The 16,145-nt window shown below is 63.6% G+C and carries 15 protein-coding genes; 12 read left to right on the forward strand and 3 right to left on the reverse strand.

Translation table 11 applies throughout. The features are described 5' to 3' along the window. Window positions 1–94: 94 nt before the first annotated feature. Complete coding sequence (locus AC6CIG_RS14185; RefSeq protein ID WP_437409380.1) at window positions 95–1,030, reverse strand: sugar-binding transcriptional regulator; 936 nt, start codon at window positions 1,028–1,030, stop codon at window positions 95–97. Between the two features lie 374 nt (window positions 1,031–1,404). On the opposite strand from AC6CIG_RS14185, the gene AC6CIG_RS14190 reads away from it, so the two are divergent. The 12 genes from AC6CIG_RS14190 to AC6CIG_RS14245 all read left to right on the forward strand — a co-directional run bounded on the left by AC6CIG_RS14190 (window position 1,405) and on the right by AC6CIG_RS14245 (window position 13,897). Then, a complete protein-coding gene (locus AC6CIG_RS14190) occupies window positions 1,405–3,033 on the forward strand; it encodes an ABC transporter substrate-binding protein (protein WP_018099329.1) in 1,629 nt (542 codons plus the stop codon). A gap of 93 nt (window positions 3,034–3,126) precedes the next feature. Then, window positions 3,127–4,140 carry an ABC transporter ATP-binding protein gene (locus AC6CIG_RS14195; RefSeq protein ID WP_127712709.1) on the forward strand — a complete coding sequence of 338 codons (1,014 nt, stop codon included), beginning with the start codon at window positions 3,127–3,129 and terminating at the stop codon, window positions 4,138–4,140. Beyond that, entirely contained in the window at window positions 4,137–5,135 is a 999-nt protein-coding gene (locus tag AC6CIG_RS14200) for an ABC transporter ATP-binding protein (protein ID WP_127712710.1), read from the forward strand. Before AC6CIG_RS14195 ends, AC6CIG_RS14200 begins: the two co-directional genes overlap by 4 nt. Beyond that, entirely contained in the window at window positions 5,132–6,058 is a 927-nt protein-coding gene (locus AC6CIG_RS14205; protein ID WP_127712711.1) for an ABC transporter permease, read from the forward strand. The genes AC6CIG_RS14200 and AC6CIG_RS14205 overlap by 4 nt, the downstream gene beginning before the upstream one ends. Window positions 6,059–6,075: 17 nt before the next feature. Next, a complete protein-coding gene (locus tag AC6CIG_RS14210) occupies window positions 6,076–6,957 on the forward strand; it encodes an ABC transporter permease (RefSeq protein ID WP_018099333.1) in 882 nt (293 codons plus the stop codon). Window positions 6,958–6,968: 11 nt separating this feature from the next. Further along, window positions 6,969–7,736 carry a glycerophosphodiester phosphodiesterase family protein gene (locus AC6CIG_RS14215; protein ID WP_127712712.1) on the forward strand — a complete coding sequence of 256 codons (768 nt, stop codon included), beginning with the start codon at window positions 6,969–6,971 and terminating at the stop codon, window positions 7,734–7,736. A gap of 63 nt (window positions 7,737–7,799) precedes the next feature. Next, entirely contained in the window at window positions 7,800–8,714 is a 915-nt protein-coding gene (locus AC6CIG_RS14220) for a TIM barrel protein (RefSeq protein ID WP_127712713.1), read from the forward strand. A gap of 377 nt (window positions 8,715–9,091) precedes the next feature. Continuing rightward, window positions 9,092–9,919 (forward strand): transporter substrate-binding domain-containing protein, encoded by an 828-nt coding sequence (locus AC6CIG_RS14225; protein WP_018099336.1) that lies wholly within the window; start codon window positions 9,092–9,094, stop codon window positions 9,917–9,919. 67 nt (window positions 9,920–9,986) lie between these two features. Next, a complete protein-coding gene (locus tag AC6CIG_RS14230; RefSeq protein ID WP_127712714.1) occupies window positions 9,987–11,267 on the forward strand; it encodes an NAD(P)/FAD-dependent oxidoreductase in 1,281 nt (426 codons plus the stop codon). Between the two features lie 17 nt (window positions 11,268–11,284). Beyond that, window positions 11,285–12,256, forward strand: a complete 972-nt coding sequence (locus AC6CIG_RS14235) for an amino acid ABC transporter permease (protein WP_026169099.1) — start codon at window positions 11,285–11,287, stop codon at window positions 12,254–12,256. Then, window positions 12,246–13,127, forward strand: a complete 882-nt coding sequence (locus AC6CIG_RS14240) for a DMT family transporter (protein ID WP_498322846.1) — start codon at window positions 12,246–12,248, stop codon at window positions 13,125–13,127. The genes AC6CIG_RS14235 and AC6CIG_RS14240 overlap by 11 nt, the downstream gene beginning before the upstream one ends. A gap of 14 nt (window positions 13,128–13,141) precedes the next feature. Continuing rightward, a complete protein-coding gene (locus AC6CIG_RS14245) occupies window positions 13,142–13,897 on the forward strand; it encodes an amino acid ABC transporter ATP-binding protein (protein ID WP_018099340.1) in 756 nt (251 codons plus the stop codon). A gap of 296 nt (window positions 13,898–14,193) precedes the next feature. Here AC6CIG_RS14245 and AC6CIG_RS14250 read toward each other — a convergent pair whose 3' ends face one another. Together AC6CIG_RS14250 and AC6CIG_RS14255 are read right to left on the reverse strand one after the other, a co-directional pair. Next, window positions 14,194–15,006 (reverse strand): PfkB family carbohydrate kinase, encoded by an 813-nt coding sequence (locus AC6CIG_RS14250; RefSeq protein ID WP_127712715.1) that lies wholly within the window; start codon window positions 15,004–15,006, stop codon window positions 14,194–14,196. Window positions 15,007–15,083: 77 nt separating this feature from the next. Further along, entirely contained in the window at window positions 15,084–16,097 is a 1,014-nt protein-coding gene (locus AC6CIG_RS14255) for an SIS domain-containing protein (RefSeq protein WP_100672825.1), read from the reverse strand. Window positions 16,098–16,145 lie beyond the last annotated feature (48 nt).

The raw sequence follows: 16,145 nt of genomic DNA on the forward strand, positions 1-16,145 counted from the left end.
TATACACGCAAAAAGGCCCGCATCAGCGGGCCTTTTTGCGTTTGGGGCCCTCCCAGCGCCGATGCGGCCGTCGTCCAATGCGGATTCCGGTCCATCACCTCTGCAGCATCGCCATGGCGCTGTCGGCGTCGGTGATCATGATCGTCGGCAGCCTCGCCCGTGCCAGGGCCAGGAGAATGTCGTGCTTGTGCGAACCGCCCGAGGCGACGATGCGGCAGGGGATGCGGCGGTATTCGTCGAACTCGGGCGAGAGCACCTGACGGTTGAGCGGGTGATCGACGGGATTTCCTTCGGCGTCGATGTACCGGCCGAGGAGATCGCCGACCGCACCGAGGGCTATGAGGTCGCTGACCTTCGTCCCCTCCGGAAGGCCATAGCGCACCTGCAGGGAGTGCTGCGACATGTCGCCGGCGCTGAGATAGGATATGTCGACGTCGCAGATCTGGCGGAAGGTCCTGCGGAACACCGACTGGGCAATCACGGCCTCGCGCGATTGCGGCGTTTCGGCATAGATCGGCGCGACGAAATAGTGGCATTGCGCCTTCAGCACCTCCGCGAAGCCGCGGACGATCTCGAAGGTGTTGATCTCCGAACCATGCGTCAGCCCGCCCATCATCGATCGGACATCGATCCTGGGCTCGTTGGCGGGCGTCATATGCTGCATCGTCTCGCGCAAGGTCGCTCCCCAGCCAACGCCAATGGAATGTGGTTTCCGCGCCTGGATCAGGCGATCGAGATAGGCGGCGGCTCCGCGCCCGATAACGGCATGAACAAAGCGCGGATCGGCAGGGGTGGGCATGACCACGGCATCATCCAAGCCGAAACGGTCACGCAGCCGCGATTCCAGTTCGACACTCTCGACAAGGGGCGAACTGAAGCTGACCCGGACGACGCCCTGCTCCAGCGCCGCGGCAAGAAGCTCGTTCACCCTCCGGCGTGTGAGATTCATGCGCTCGCCGATCTGGGCCTGCGTCAGTCCTTCCACATGGTAGAGCCAAGCGGCCTTGGCCATCAGTTTCTGCTGCCCCATGCACCCCCCCTGCAACGTTGCGCGTCTGCTCAGACCGCATGTCATCCATAATCGGGCAAGGCGACATGGAGAAGAGTTACATACGTCACATCAGTGTTACACATGTGAACTAATTGGCTTCTGACGATTTTCAGTTGGACGCCTTACTCCCCATGACTGCAGCTTCATTCATTGTCGCTTTGCACTGCGCGTCGACCGGCGGCGCGGATGCGCAGACGATCCCTCCGAAGGAGCTGAGGCGCCTAACGGCTCGCCGTCGAGCCCCTGTCACGAAAGTTTCACCCAAACATCAGGAAGACGACGTCTGACGGAACTAGACCCGACGCTGAACGGCATCCGGGCGGGTGCTCGATTCCATCCAAAAGGAGAGTCTCATGCTTTCAATCAATCGGCGAGCCGCGCTCGGCCTCATGGGCGCGACTGCGGGCAGCTTGATCTTGCCGCGCTTCGCGTTCAGCCAAGGCAAGCGCCCGTCCGTTACCATCGCGGTGCAGAAGATCACCATCAACAATACGCTCGACGTCTGGAACGAGCAGTCGAATGTCGGTGAGCGCGTGTTCTTCCCAAACCTTTGGGAGGGGCTGATCCTGCGCGACTGGATGGGCAATCAGGGTCCGGTCCCCGGCCTTGCGACGGAATGGAAGCGTATCGACGACAAGACTCTCGAGCTGAAGCTGCGCCAGGGTGTGAAGTTCCACAATGGCGACGAACTCACGGCCGACGACGTCGTGTTCAGCTTCTCCGCGCAGCGCGTGTTCGGGGACACTCAGCCCGCAGGCGGCAAGACCGTTTTCGAAGATGAGCACAAGCCCGCAACCGCCAAGGAGCTGCCGGCAGTCGTGCCGGGCACCGGGCGGCGCCTGTGGCCGGCGCTTGCCGGCGTGGAGGCCGTCGACAAATATACCGTTCGCTTCCACAACGCGACGCCGGACGTCACCATCGAGGGCCGCCTTTATGCCTTCGGCAGCCAGATTGCCAACCGTCGCGCCTGGGACGAGGCGGCGACCTATATGGACTGGGCACGCAAGCCGATCACCACCGGCCCCTATATGGTCGGCGAACATAAGCCGGACGTTTCCTTGACGCTCGTCGCCTTCGACGACTACTGGGGCGGCCGCCCCCCGCTGGAGCAGATCCGTTTCGTCGAGGTTCCGGAGGTTTCATCCCGCGTCAACGGCCTGCTCTCCGGCGAATACGACTTCGCCTGCGACCTGCCGCCGGACCAGATCGCCGCGGTTCAGGCCGCACCCGGATATGAGGTCCAGGGCTCGACGATCCACAACCACCGCATTTCCGTCTTCAATGTCCAGAACCCGACCCTTCAGGACCCGCTCGTCCGCCGGGCGATGACCCATTCGATCGACCGCCAGGCGATCGTCGATGCGCTCTGGTCCGGTCAGACGACCGTGCCGGCCGGCCTGCAGTTCCCCTTCTACGGTGACATGTTCGTCGAGGGCTGGACGGTTCCGGAATATAATCCGCAACTCGCCAAGGACCTCCTGAAGCAGGCCAATTACAAGGGCGATGCGATCCCGTTCCGCCTTCTCAACAATTACTACACGAACCAGACTGCGAACGGCCAGATCATGGTCGAGATGTGGAAGCAGGTCGGCCTCAATGTCGAAATCCAGATGAAGGAAAATTGGGGCCAGATCCACGACCCGTCCGGCACGAAAGGCGTGCGCGACTGGTCGGCCGGCGCCTCCTTCAGCGATCCGGTCTCCTCGATCGTCGCCCAGTTCGGGCCTAACGGCGAGGTTCAGCAGAAGAAGGACTGGGCAAATGCCGAGGCCAACCAGATGGCCCAGATCCTCGAAACGGAAACCGATCATGCGAAGCGCAAGAAGGCATTCGCCCGCATGCTCGAGATCTGCGAGCGCGAGGACCCGGTCTATCAGGTGCTTCACCAGAACGCGGTCTTCACCGGCATGAAGTCTTCGTTGAAGTGGAAGGCGGCGCCCGCCTTCGCCATGGACTTCCGCGCCGCCAACTGGGCGAGCTGAATTCGATCCAGCCGTGTTCCGGCAGCCCGGCGGCTGCCGGAATTCCTTGAGGACCGAGCGGCGATGCCGCGGTCGAAACACCGGGAATGAGAAATGGGCGCTGCCAAACCGCATCTCGTAGCGTTGCGGGACCTGAAGGTCGCTTTCGATGGCGTTCAGGTTCTGCATGGCATCGATCTCAATGTTGCCAAAGGAGAGGCTGTCGGCCTCGTCGGCGAGTCGGGATGCGGCAAGTCCGTGACCTGGCTCGCGGCTCTCGGGCTGCTTCCGGGCAAGGCGGCGGTCACGGGTTCTGTCCGGATCGACGGCCGGGAACTGTGCGGGGCACGCCGCGCGGCTCTCGAGAAGGTCCGCGGCGGGCGGATAGCAATGATTTTCCAGGACCCTTCGAGCTCTCTCAATCCCGTATTGCGCATCGGCCGCCAGGTCGCCGAGGCGCTTTACATTCACCGCGGTCTTCGCGGGGATGCGGCGCGCCTCGAGGCCCTGCGGCTGATGGACATGGTCGGCATTCCCGATGCGGCGCGGCGCTTCGATCTCTATCCGCACGAATTTTCCGGTGGGCAGTGCCAGCGCCTGATGATCGCGATGGCGCTCGCGGGCCAGCCGGACCTGCTGATTGCCGACGAGCCGACCACGGCGCTCGACGCGACCATCCAGGCGCAGATCCTCGATCTTCTGAACACGATTCGGGCCGAGACCGGCATGGCGCTGGTCTTCATCAGCCATGATCTGGGCGCGGTCTCGCAGGTCTGCGATCGCGTATGCGTCATGTATGCCGGCCGGATCGTGGAAGAGGGAAGCGTGGCGCAACTCTTCTCGGAGCCGCGGCATCCCTATACGCGGGGACTGTTCGATGCCATTCCGCGCATCGACGGGCCGCGCGACCGGCTGATCCCTATCCGGGGGACCGTACCGAATCCGAAACATCTGCCTGCGGGCTGTTCCTTCTCGCCCCGCTGCCCCCGCGCCGTCGACGCCTGCGGGAGCGATTACCCGCATCTCGAGCCCCAAGGCGACGGGCGCCGCCTTGCCTGCATGCGCCCCGTACCGACGGTCACGCGCGGCGACGCGGAGAGAAGAATTCCCGAAGGGCTGATGTCGTGACTGCGCTCATCGAAGCGGACGAACTCGTGCGCAACTACGAGGTCCGGCGCGGGCTCTTCGGCCGCCCAAGCCCCGTGCGCGCCGTCGACGGGATTTCGCTCGCGGTCATGCCCGGCGAGACGCTCGGAATCGTCGGCGAATCGGGGTCCGGCAAATCGACATTGGGGCGGATGCTTCTGGGGCTCGACCCGGCGCAGGCCGGCGAGGTGCGCTTCGCGGGAAGCCCTATGCCGAAATACGGCACCGCCGGGTGGCGGGCGCTGCGTGCCAAGATGCAACTCGTCTACCAGGATCCGCTTGCGGCACTCGACCGGCGCCTGACGATTGCGGCGCAAATCGGCGAGCCGCTCGATATTCACGGGCTCGTCCCGAAAGAACACCAGGCCGCCCGCATTGCCGAGCTGATGGCGGCTGTCGGGCTTCGCCCCGACCAGGCCGGGCGCTTCCCGCACGAGCTTTCCGGCGGCCAGCGGCAGCGAGCCGTCATCGCCCGCGCCCTTGCTTCGCGGCCGAAGCTCCTGGTCTGCGACGAACCCGTCTCCGCCCTCGACGTTTCGATCCAGGCGCAGGTCGTCAATATGCTGCGCGACCTCCAGGAAAAGAACGGCATCGCCATGATCTTCATCAGCCACGATCTGAAGGTCGTACGCAACGTCGCCGATCGCGTCGCGGTCATGTATCTCGGCCGGATCGTGGAGGAGGCTTCTTCCGACGTGATCTTCCGGTCGCCGCAGCATCCCTATACGAAGGCGCTGGTTTCGAGCGTCCCGGTCCCGGGCAAGCCGCTCGAAGGCCGGGTGATCCTGCAGGGCGAGCCGCCGAACCCGGCCGATCGTCCGTCGGGCTGCGCCTTCCATCCCCGCTGTCCCGTTGCGCGCGACATTTGCCGCACGAGCGTGCCTGCGCTTCTCCGGACCGGCAACGGCCGGACGGCCGCCTGTCATGCCGTGGCGGGCGAAACCGCCTCGGTCGAGACCATGAGGAGACGGGCATGATCCGCTTCGTTCTCGTGCGTCTGATGCGCGCCGTGATTACCATCCTGGCCGTGGTGACCTTCGCTTTCGTCGTGTTGCGCATGTCGGGCGATCCGGCCCAGGTGATGCTCGGTCCCGATGTGCCTCAGGACGCCGTCGATGCGTTCCGCAAAGCCTGGGGCCTCGACCAGCCGATCTGGATACAATACCTCGCCTATATCAAGTCGATCTTCACCGGAGATTTCGGCGTGTCCATGCGCGACAAGGCCTCGGCGCTCCACCTCGTCCTGGAGCGGGTGCCCGCGACGCTGCAATTGACGCTTCCGGCGCTGATCCTGAAGCTGATGATCGGTATCCCCGCCGGCGTCTATGCCGCGCTCCACCGCCAGAGCTTCGCCGATCGCGGCGTGATCACGCTGGCGATCATCGGCTTTACCGTTCCGTCCTTCGTCATGGGCCTCGTGCTCGTACTGATCTTTTCGGTTCTTCTCGGCATGCTGCCCTCCGGGGGCCAGGATACCTGGATGCATGGAATTCTGCCGACGATCACGCTGAGCATCGGCGGGATCGGCATTCTTGCCCGTTTCTCGCGCAGCGCCATGATCGAGGTGCTTGGGCAGCCCTATATCCGCACGGCCTCGGCGAAGGGGCTGAAATGGCGCGACGTCATCTGGAGCCATGCGCTTCCCAACGCCGCAGTCCCGATCGTCACCATCGTCGGCTTCATGGTCGGCTCGCTGATCGCCGGCGCGGTGGTGGTGGAGTCGATCTTCTCCTGGCCCGGTATCGGGCGGCTGCTGATCGTCTCGGTCAGCAACCGCGACCTCGCCGTCGTTCAGTGCATCCTGCTGATCATCGCTGCAGCAATGGTGATGTCGAACCTCGTCGTCGACCTGCTCTATGGCTGGCTCGACCCGCGGCTGCGTTCGCATGCCGGGCATTAGATCCAAGGAGATGCGCTATGGCTTCCGTTGATCTGGCAGAGAGATCGCCTCTTGCGGGATGGCTACGAGGCTCCCTTTCCTTCCTTCGCCGCAAGGTGCCGCTTTCGGTGGCCTTCGGCTTCCTCTGGCTCGCAGCGATGATCGTCATCGCGCTTTTTGCCGGGTATCTGCGCCCCTATGACATCACGGCGATGGATCTGACGAGCCGGCTGTCGGCGCCCGGAACGCTCAAGCACTGGCTCGGCACCGACGAGCTCGGCCGGGACGTGCTGTCGCGGCTGATCCAGTCGATCCGCGTCTCGCTGATCATCGCCTTCGGTGCGACGCTGCTTTCGGCGGTCTTCGGCACGGCGCTCGGCTTCGCGGCAGCGCGGTTCCGGGGCCTGACCGAGCATCTGGTCCTCGCGCTTGCCGATTTCCAGGCGGCCCTGCCATTTCTCATCATGTCGCTGGCGGTGCTGGCCTTCTTCGGCTCCTCCATGGTGCTGCTCGTCTGTCTCATGGGCTTCTACGGCTGGGAACGCTACGCGCGCATCGCCCGCGGCCTTGCGATCTCGGCCGGGGCGCAGGGCTATGCTGCCGCGGTGGTCCAACTCGGCGCCACCCCGGCGCGGGTCTATCTCCGCCATATCCTGCCCAATGTCGCATCGACGCTGATCGTGTCGATGACGCTGACGTTTCCGGAGATCATCCTGATGGAAAGCGGGTTGTCATTCCTCGGTCTCGGCGTGCAGCCGCCGGAAACGAGCCTCGGCAACATGGTCGGCTTCGGGCGCGAATATCTGACCCGCGCTCCCTGGATCATGCTCGCTCCGGCTGCCGTCATCATGCTCACGACCCTTTCCATCTCGCTTGTCGGCGACTGGCTTCGCGACAAGCTCGATCCCACCGTGCGTTAAGGACCAATCCCATGACCAAAATCATCGGTCACCGCGGCGCCCGCAATCTCTGGCCGGAAAACTCGCTGACGGGTTTCCGCAATGCGCTGCGGCTCGGCGTCGATGCCATCGAGTTCGACGTGCACCTGACCGATTCAGAAGAGCTGGTCGTCATCCACGACGCCACGCTGGACAGGACGGTACACGCGACCGGGCCGGTGCGCCGGATGACACCGGCGGTGCGGCTCGCGACGCCGTTGCGCGATACGGACGAGAGTATCCCGACCTTGAGTGACGTGCTGGGCATATTTGCAGCCAGGGACGGACTTCACTTGCATGTCGAGATCAAGTCCGACGAAACGGGAACGCCTTACCCTGGCATCGCCGCCCGAGTAGCTGAGGAGCTGCGGCGCTTCGGCGTCGACCACCGCTCCCATCTCACGTCTTTCGATAGATCGGTCCTCGAGGATTGCCGCCTCCGTGCGCCGCATGTCGCGCGTCTCGTCTCCGTCAATGCCGACTGGGCGGCGCGGCAAGGCGGTCTCGCCGCCTTTCTCGCGGCCGCCGACGACCTCGTGGACTTAGTAGCGATCCACCACGAATTGATGGCGGACGAGTGGGAACTCATCCGTGGCTCGGTGCCTGTGGAGCGGCTTTGCGTATGGACCGTCAACGAGGAAGCGGGCGTCCGCCGCTGGCTCGAAAGGGGAATCGGGCATCTGACCTCGGACAGTCCCGACCTGGCGCTCGCTCTACGTGACGCCGAAGTCGTATCGATGCGCTTAGAGGAAAAGGTGTAGCGGTTTCCGACAGCGTGTATTTTCCAGTCCGGTCGCAGCCGGTCATCTCAATGGGGACAGTCAATGAGCAATATCATCGCAACCGGCTTCAGTTCGGGTTCCGTCGACGGCGAACTGGAGAGCCTCGAGTCCGACCTGCGCCGACTGGGGGAACTCGGCGTCGACACGGTCGAGCTTGGCCTGACCAGCATAGACCTCATCGCCGGCGGAAGATTGATCAAGGAGCGCGTGGAGCGGCTTGTGGCGCTGACCCGCCGGTTTCCCTTTCGCTACACTGTTCACGGTCTCGTTTCCTCGAACTTCATGGATCCGGCAACGGCGGGTTATCAGCTGGAGGCGGCAAAGGCCCTGGTCGAGATCTGCGATCGCATCGGCGCCGGCATCATCGTGCAGCACGGCGGTCACCTGCGTGCCGAGCAGCTTTTCGAGCGGGCGGAGGCAGACCGGCGCGAGCGTGACGCTTTGTTCGAGCTCGCGGAATTCGCACGGCCCTACGGCGTGCGCATAGCGCTCGAAAATATCTTTTCGACGGCACCGGGACAGTATCGCCAGACACCGGCCGAGATCGCCGAGACGGTGAGGGCCGTCGACCATTCCAATCTGGTGGCGCTGATCGACTTCAGTCATGCCTACATCGAGTCCAGCTATCGCGGCTTGAATTTTCGCGATCAGATCCGCGCCATGGCGCCCGTTGCCGGTCATCTCCACGTCCACGATTCCTTCGGCCGCCCGCAGGCCTTTTACCAGGCGTTCTATCCGCAGGAGGCGACGGCACTCGGCATCGGCGACCTGCACATGCCGCTCGGCTGGGGCGACATCGACTGGGAGGATATCTTCCGTGAACTGACTTTCCTCCCGGAGACCGTGTTGATGATGGAGATCGGGCCGCGTTATCGCAACGAGCAGGCCGAATGCCTGAAGCGTGCGCAAGGGCTGATGCAGTCCAATGGCGGCCGTACCGCAACGGCTGCCGAGTGATCCCTATGTGAAGTGCTCGTCACATGCGAGGCGGGGCTCAGGCGGAAGCCGGCCCCGCCTCTCCGCGTCCACTCCTTGGCGCGCTTTGGGGCCAGTGTGTGGAGCCTGGCTCCCCGTCGCTCTCAACACCGCCTTATCCTTCGCGCTCCGGCCGAGTCCATCACCGATTCGCATCGTCTCATCATTTCGTTTCATGGACCCGTGCGCCATGCGGCCTTGACACCGCGTCAGCAGGATTTACTAATTCAGTTGTCAGACATCTTATAACTGGGAGCACGCTGCATGTTCCGCAGATCATGCAGCAAAGTCGAAGTGCTACAGCGAATTTTGCGAGGCAAGCGACGCTGTAGGGCTGACCGATCGAAGAGGAGGATTGCGTGAAAGGACTAATTGCAAAGGTCGCTATCGGCGTTGCCGCACTGGCGTTCGTAACCGCCGCTCAGGCGGGTGAGACGCTCGACCGCGTCATGGGCAAGAAGGCCATGGTGGTCGCCACCAACAGCGGCTGGCCGCCCCAGAGCTATCTCGACGACAGCAACGAACTGGTCGGTTTCGATATCGACGTCTCCAAGGAGATCGCAAAGCGCCTTGGTGTCGAAGTGAGCTTCGAAACGCCCGACTGGGCGACCTTGACCGGCGGCCGCTGGCAAGGGCGCTACGATTTGGGTGTTGGCTCCGTCACCCCGACCAAGGCGCGTGCTCAGGTCATCGATTTCGTCGGCATCTATTACTTCAGCCCCTATGTTTACGTGCTGCACAAGGACAGCCAGGCGAAATCCGTCGCAGACCTGAACGGCAAGGTCATCGGCGTCGAAACGGCGACCACGTCGGAAGATTTCATTCGCCGCCGGCTGGAGATCGATGCGCCTGGCCTGCCGCCGATCGAATACAAGATCGAGCCGGGCGAGGTCCGCACCTTTGCCGATTCCATGCTGCCCTTCGACGATCTGCGTCTTGGCGACGGTGTTCGCCTCGATGCCGTCATCGCGCCGGAGCAGACAGCGCTCAACGCGATGAAAAACGGTTATCCGCTGCGCGTCCTCGAGGGCGAGTATGCCTTCAGGGAGCCATTGGTGGTCATCGCCGAAAAGGTCGATCCGGAGTGGACGAAGAAGGTTGGCGCCATCATCGACGAGATGAAGAAGGACGGCACGCTCGCGACGCTGACCACCAAGTGGTACGGCAAGGACTATAGCGCCGACTGAACCGATACCTGCGGGGGGCGGCTTGCTGCCCCTTCGCCTTGCCACCGCGGTCGACGGGCGAGAGAAAATGTCCTATCCCAATACCTATTACAAACAGACAATAGCCGAAACGAATGTCAGGCCGGCCCTCTCCGGGATGGTCGAATGCGATAGCGTAATCATCGGCGGCGGGCTCGCCGGTCTGACGACGGCGTTGCAGCTGGTGCGCGCCGGACAGTCGGTCATCGTTCTCGAAGCCGAAAGCGTCGGTTTCGGGGCCTCCGGCCGCAATGGCGGTTTCGTCAGCCCGGGTTTTGCCACCGGCAGCGACAACATCGCCCGGATGGCCGGGACCGAAGCGGCGCGACAGATACACCGGCTTTCGATCGAAGGCGTCGAATTCGTTCGCGAAACGATCGAGACGCTGAAGATCGAGGAGGCGAGGCCGCAGCCCGGCATCACGAGCGTATTGCGCTACGACGAGGGCGGCAGCCTGAAGGCGCATGCCGACGAGATGAGACGCATCTACGGCTATGAACTCGACTATCTCTCCACCGACGAGGTCCGTTCGGTGTTGAAGTCGAACCGGTATTTCCACGCCTTGCGCGACCGCAAAGCCTTCCACATGCACCCGCTCAACTATCTTCGCGGACTGGCGCGCGAGATCGAACGCCTTGGCGGCCGGATCTATGAGGGGTCGGCCGCGACCGGGAGCGTGCTCGACAGTGCCGAGAAGACGGTGTCCACGTCGGGTGGAAGTGTCAGAGCGCGTCATGTCGTGTTCACCACCGGCGGTTACACAGGTCCTTTGAACGGACGGCTGAAACGTTCGTTCCTGCCGATCGCGACCTATGTCATGCTGAGCGAGGAAGCGCCGGAACTCATCCGTACCGCCATCGCCACCACGGACGCGATCGGCGACAACCGCCGCGCCGGCGACTACTACCGCCTGGTCGAAGGCGGGAAACGCCTACTTTGGGGCGGGCGCATCACCACCCGCGCGGCCTCGCCGGCAGCCTTGGCCGGGGAACTGCGGCGCGAAATGGTTGGGACCTATCCGCAGCTCAAGGATCTGAAGACCGAGCTCGCCTGGTCGGGACTGATGTCCTATGCGCGCCACCTCATGCCACAGATCGGAGAGATGCAAGCCGGAGTATGGCATTGCACGGCCTTTGGCGGTCACGGGCTGAACACAACCGCCATCGGCGGAAAGCTGGTGGCCGAAGGCATTCTGGGTCAGTCCGACCGCTACAAGCTGTTCAAGCCCTTCGGGCTCGTCTGGGCCGGCGGCTATGCCGGGCTGGCGGTGGCCCAGCTCACCTATTGGAAACTGCAAGCTCAAGACTGGTGGCGCGAGCGCGCGGCCTGAATGCCGGAGAGAACCAAATGATCGGTCGTATGATTCTGACGTATCCGGATGCAGCGCGGCGCACCGGGACGTTTCTCCTGCTCGCGCTGATAACCCTGACGATCTACAGCCTGGGTGTAAGCCCGGCCTGGATCGGCCTCGTGCTGCCGACAAGCTCGGAGTGGCTGGCCGCCAATCCCGCGCTCGGGCGGCTGGTCAGCGCGGTGATGATCGCCGTGATAGCGGCGCTGAACTGGAAGGCCCTGCGGCAGCTGCCTCGCCCCTGGCAGGTGGTCGGCGTCTGGCTGGAGCTCTTCGCGCTGCTGATGCTCTTCTTCTATTCCTTCAATCTTTCCTTTGCCTTCATCGCAAAGAAGATCAGCTTCCTGATTTCGCAGGGCGTCGTCACCACGCTCTACATCTCGGTGATCTCGATCGCCGTCGCGACCGTCATCGCGCTTGTGGGCGCGATTGCAAAACTGTCGAAGAACGGTGTGATCTACGGCCTCGCCACCTTCTACACGTCGCTGTTTCGCGGCCTGCCGCTCCTGATGCAGATCTATATCATCTATCTCGGTTTGCCGCAGGTGGGCTACGTCATCAGCGCCGTGCCGGCCGGCATCCTCGCGCTCTCGCTGTGCTACGGCGCCTATATGACCGAAATCTTCCGGGCCGGGATCGAGAGCATCCCGCGGGGGCAGACGGAAGGCGCGACCGCGCTCGGCTTGAACCCGAGCCAGACGATGGGCCTGGTGATCCTGCCGCAGGCGATGCGCGTGATCATCCCGCCGACCGGAAACCAGTTCATCGCGATGCTGAAGGACTCCTCGCTGATCTCCGTCGTCGGCGTCTGGGAGCTGATGTATCTCGCCCGCACCCAGGGACAGACCGAGTTCCGCCACATCGAAATGCTGATCACGGCCTCGATGATCTACTGGATCCTTTCGATCGGCCTCGAATATATGCAATCGCGCATCGAAGCACGGTTTGGGCGCTTCAATGTCCGTTGACGCGACTGTCGCGCCGGCCGCGGCCGGCATGCCGCGCAACCTGCGCGCTGCCGCCCTGGGCCTCCTGGCGTTCGCCGTTTTTTCGGGCACGGATGTGCTGGTGAAGCTTCTCGCAGAGCGCTTCGTCGTGCCGCAGGTGACCTTCATGGTGACGCTCGCGGCGCTCGCGATGCTTGCCGTCTACGCCGGCGTCACCGGCACCACGGCGTCGCTCAGACCGCGTCATCCGGGGCTTGCGCTCCTGAGGGCGTTCCTGCTCGCCGTCGATACGCTCCTGATCCACTACGCATTTTCGGTGCTGCCGCTGTCGGAAGCCTATCTGCTCGCCTTCCTCACTCCGGTTCTTGTGGCGGTGCTGGCCTTCGCCCTGCTGGCGGAACGCCTGTCCATCGTTGCCTGGTGTGGCGTGGTCGTCGGCTTCCTCGGTGTTGCGGTTGCGCTCAGGCCGGGGATCGCGCCGCTTAATCCGGGCCACGCCGCGGCGGCTGGGTCGGCTCTCGTCTTTGCGCTCTCGCTCGTGCTGCTGCGGCGCGCCAGGGCGACGGAGAGCGACCTTGCCCTCGTCTCGACGCTGCTCGTCGTGCTCGCGGCGGTCGCGCTGGCGGTTGCGTCGATCGGCGGCGGATTGGCGCCGGTCGGGCCGGGCGATCTGCTGATCGCCTTCTTCGCCGGCCTCTTCATGCTCGGCGGTCATCTGCTGCTGGTGCGCGCCTTCCGCATGGGCGACGCCTCGGTGGTTGCGCCTTTCCAATACAGCCAGATCGTCTGGGGCTGCCTCTACGGGGTGCTGTTCTTTGCCGCCCCCATCGAACTGCACACGGTCGCGGGCGCCCTCGTCATCGTGCTTTCCGGCTGGCTCGTCCTGAAATAATCCTGGAGACAACAATGCCCACATCGATCGACATCGCTTCGCCGGAGATCACGCTCAGCGGCGTACATAAATGGTACGGCCAGTATCATGCCCTTGACGATATCAACCTGTCCATCGCGCCGCGGGAGAAGGTCGTCATCTGCGGACCCTCCGGTTCCGGCAAGTCGACGCTGATCCGCTGCGTCAACCGGCTCGAGGCGCATCAGCAGGGCCGCATCGTCGTCGGTGGCGTCGAAGTCGGCGAAGATGAGCGCAAGGTGGATGCCATCAGGCGCGAAGTGGGAATGGTGTTTCAGCAGTTCAATCTCTTCCCGCACCTGACGATCCTCGAAAACTGTATTCTGGCGCCGATGTGGGTCAAGCGCTTGCCGCGCGCCCAGGCGACGGAGATCGCGATGGACTATCTCAACCGCGTGCGCATTCCGGAGCAGGCGAACAAATATCCGGGCCAGCTTTCGGGCGGACAGCAGCAGCGCGTCGCGATCGCGCGGGCGCTCTGCATGAATCCGAAGGTCATGCTCTTCGACGAGCCGACCTCTGCACTCGACCCTGAAATGGTCAAGGAAGTGCTGGACACCATGGTGGCGCTCGCAAACGAGGGCATGACGATGGTCTGCGTCACCCACGAAATGGGCTTCGCGCGCCAAGTCGCGGATCGGGTGATCTTCATGGATCAGGGCCGCATCGTCGAAGAGGGCGAACCGGACGAATTCTTCGCGCATCCGAAGACGGATCGGGCGAGCCTGTTCCTCAGCCAGCTCCTGCACTGATGCATATCGCAGGACTGTGCGCTGCCGTCGCCGCTGGCGGTGCCGGTTGTCGGTGAAGGCACAGATACGGGGTCATGTATCGGCTCCCTCAGACCATGGGGTTGAACAAACGCACTCCGGTCGTTTCAAAGTCTTTGGTGTTGCGGGTGACCAGGGTAAGTCGGTGCGCGGCGATGGCGGCGATGAAGGCGTCCATCACCCCGATGGGTCTTCCATCGGAGTCGGCGAGGGCGACGATGCGACCCCATTGATCCGCCGTTCCCGGCGATGGCACCGGCAACGCAGGCAAGCCGACGTCAGATCGATTGCGGTTCCTGCGGGAAGCCGCCGACATGCGTGCAGGTATTCGCGGCCAGGTCCCTGCCGGCTGCGAGGCATGCGGCAAGGGTGCGCCCTTCCAGGCGGGCGGCGATGAAGCCGGCGATAAAGCTGTCGCCGGCGCCGGTCGTGTCCACGACTTCGACCGGACGAATGCCGGCAGATGCGATATTGGTGCCGTCGCTCGCGAGCGAGCCGAGCGCACCACGCGTGACCACCGCAAGGCGGGCTCCGCGCGCGAGAAATTCGCCGGCCAGCCTCTCTGCACTGCTTTCGTCCTCGCCGGCCGAACCGAAGGCGATCGAAAGGTCGTCGACGTCGAGATCTGCGGCTGCCGCATTGACCGAGACGTCCTGGGAGATGCTGACGCCTGCGGCAGATAACGCACGGCGCAACACGCCGCCGTCGTCCAGCCAGCCGATATGCACATGGTCCATGGTCTTCAGCAGCTCGATCTCGCCGGCATCGGGGCGGTATCCGGCACAGGCGCCGAAGTCTTCATGAACGAAGATGCGGTCGCCGGCAGGTGTCACGTCGATATCCGTGTAGGCCGTGTTGGTGTCGCGCGCGAGCAAGTGGTCGACATTGACGCCGTTCGCGAGCAGCAGTCGGCGAACCTGGGCGCCGTCGGAATCGCGGCCGACGGCGCCGAAATAGAAGGATCCGTGGCCGAGCCTTGCAAGTTGAACGGCGACATTGATAGCGTTGCCGCCGACATAGGATTGGCTAAGCGGCGCGCGATAGCGGTCGATGCAATTGTCGCCGACGGCCGCAAATCGGAATCTGGTCATGGAATTCTCTTGTTTCGCCAGCAGGGCCGCGAATGCCGGAGCAGTCGCGACCGTGCTAGTTCATTGGGCGTCTATGCTCAATAGGCTACGCGCTTGTAGTAACGCCGCGTCGTCAGCGGGTGGTTGCGCATCACTTCGAGATGCGCGCTGATGCGCTCGAGCACGGTTGCGAGAACGATGGGCGAAACGAGGCCGCGCACCTCTTGCGAAATGCCTGGCAGCGCAAAGTCCGCCGTGTCGAGGACCGTCAGCCTGTCCGTGTAGTTGGGCGCGAAATTCTGCACCCGGTCGGCAAGCGGCCGCAGAGCGTCTTCGCCCTTGAAGAGGATGACGCTGACGCCCTTTTCCACGAGCTCGAGCGTTCCATGGAAGAAGTCCGAGGCATGGACCGGGCGTGTCCGGATCCACTGCATCTCTTCGAGGATGCACATGCCGTAGTAGAATGCCTCGGGCCAGGCGTTTCCGGCGCCTGTGATGATGTGGTAATCGGAGCCTGCCAGAACACGGGCGAAGGCCTCGGCCTTGTCCTCGTAGCCGCGCTTCACTTCGAGGAGAAGCTCAGGAAGTCGTTCCAGTTCAGCGGCGATCTGGTCGTAGTTCTCGATCTCGCCGCGGTGACGCATGATAGACAGGGCGATGAACAGGGACTGCAGGTAGAAGGACTCGCAGGACGTGTCGTCTTCGGCGAAGTTGACGAAGGCATGGGTGCCACCCTTGCCGAGGGGCGTTTCCTCGTGACCCACCAGCGACAGGACTGTCGCGCCGGCCTCCTTCGCCTTTGCCAGCAGAGCCACGCTCTCCTTGGTCGTGCCGGAGAGCGACGGTATGACGACGATCGACTTTTCCGTCAGGTTGACCGAACCGGTAATGAAGAGCTCGGCCGGCAGGTCGATAAAGGCCGGAAAGCGCGACCTGCGCTGGAGCAACTGGGCGGCCGGCTGCATGAGAATGGCGGCACCGCCGGTCCCGAGGAAGAAGACGTTTTCCGCACCCTTTTCAAGGCAGGAGACGACGACGTCGTCCAGGCGTTGACGCAGGGCAACGGCGCCCGACTGAATGCGTAGAAATCTCTGTTCGTCAAAATTCAGCATGGTTCTCTCTCGACAGTTGGTGGCGATCGCCGGCTGGCATCGGCAATG

Source organism: Sinorhizobium sp. GQ132, from assembly GCF_059758575.1.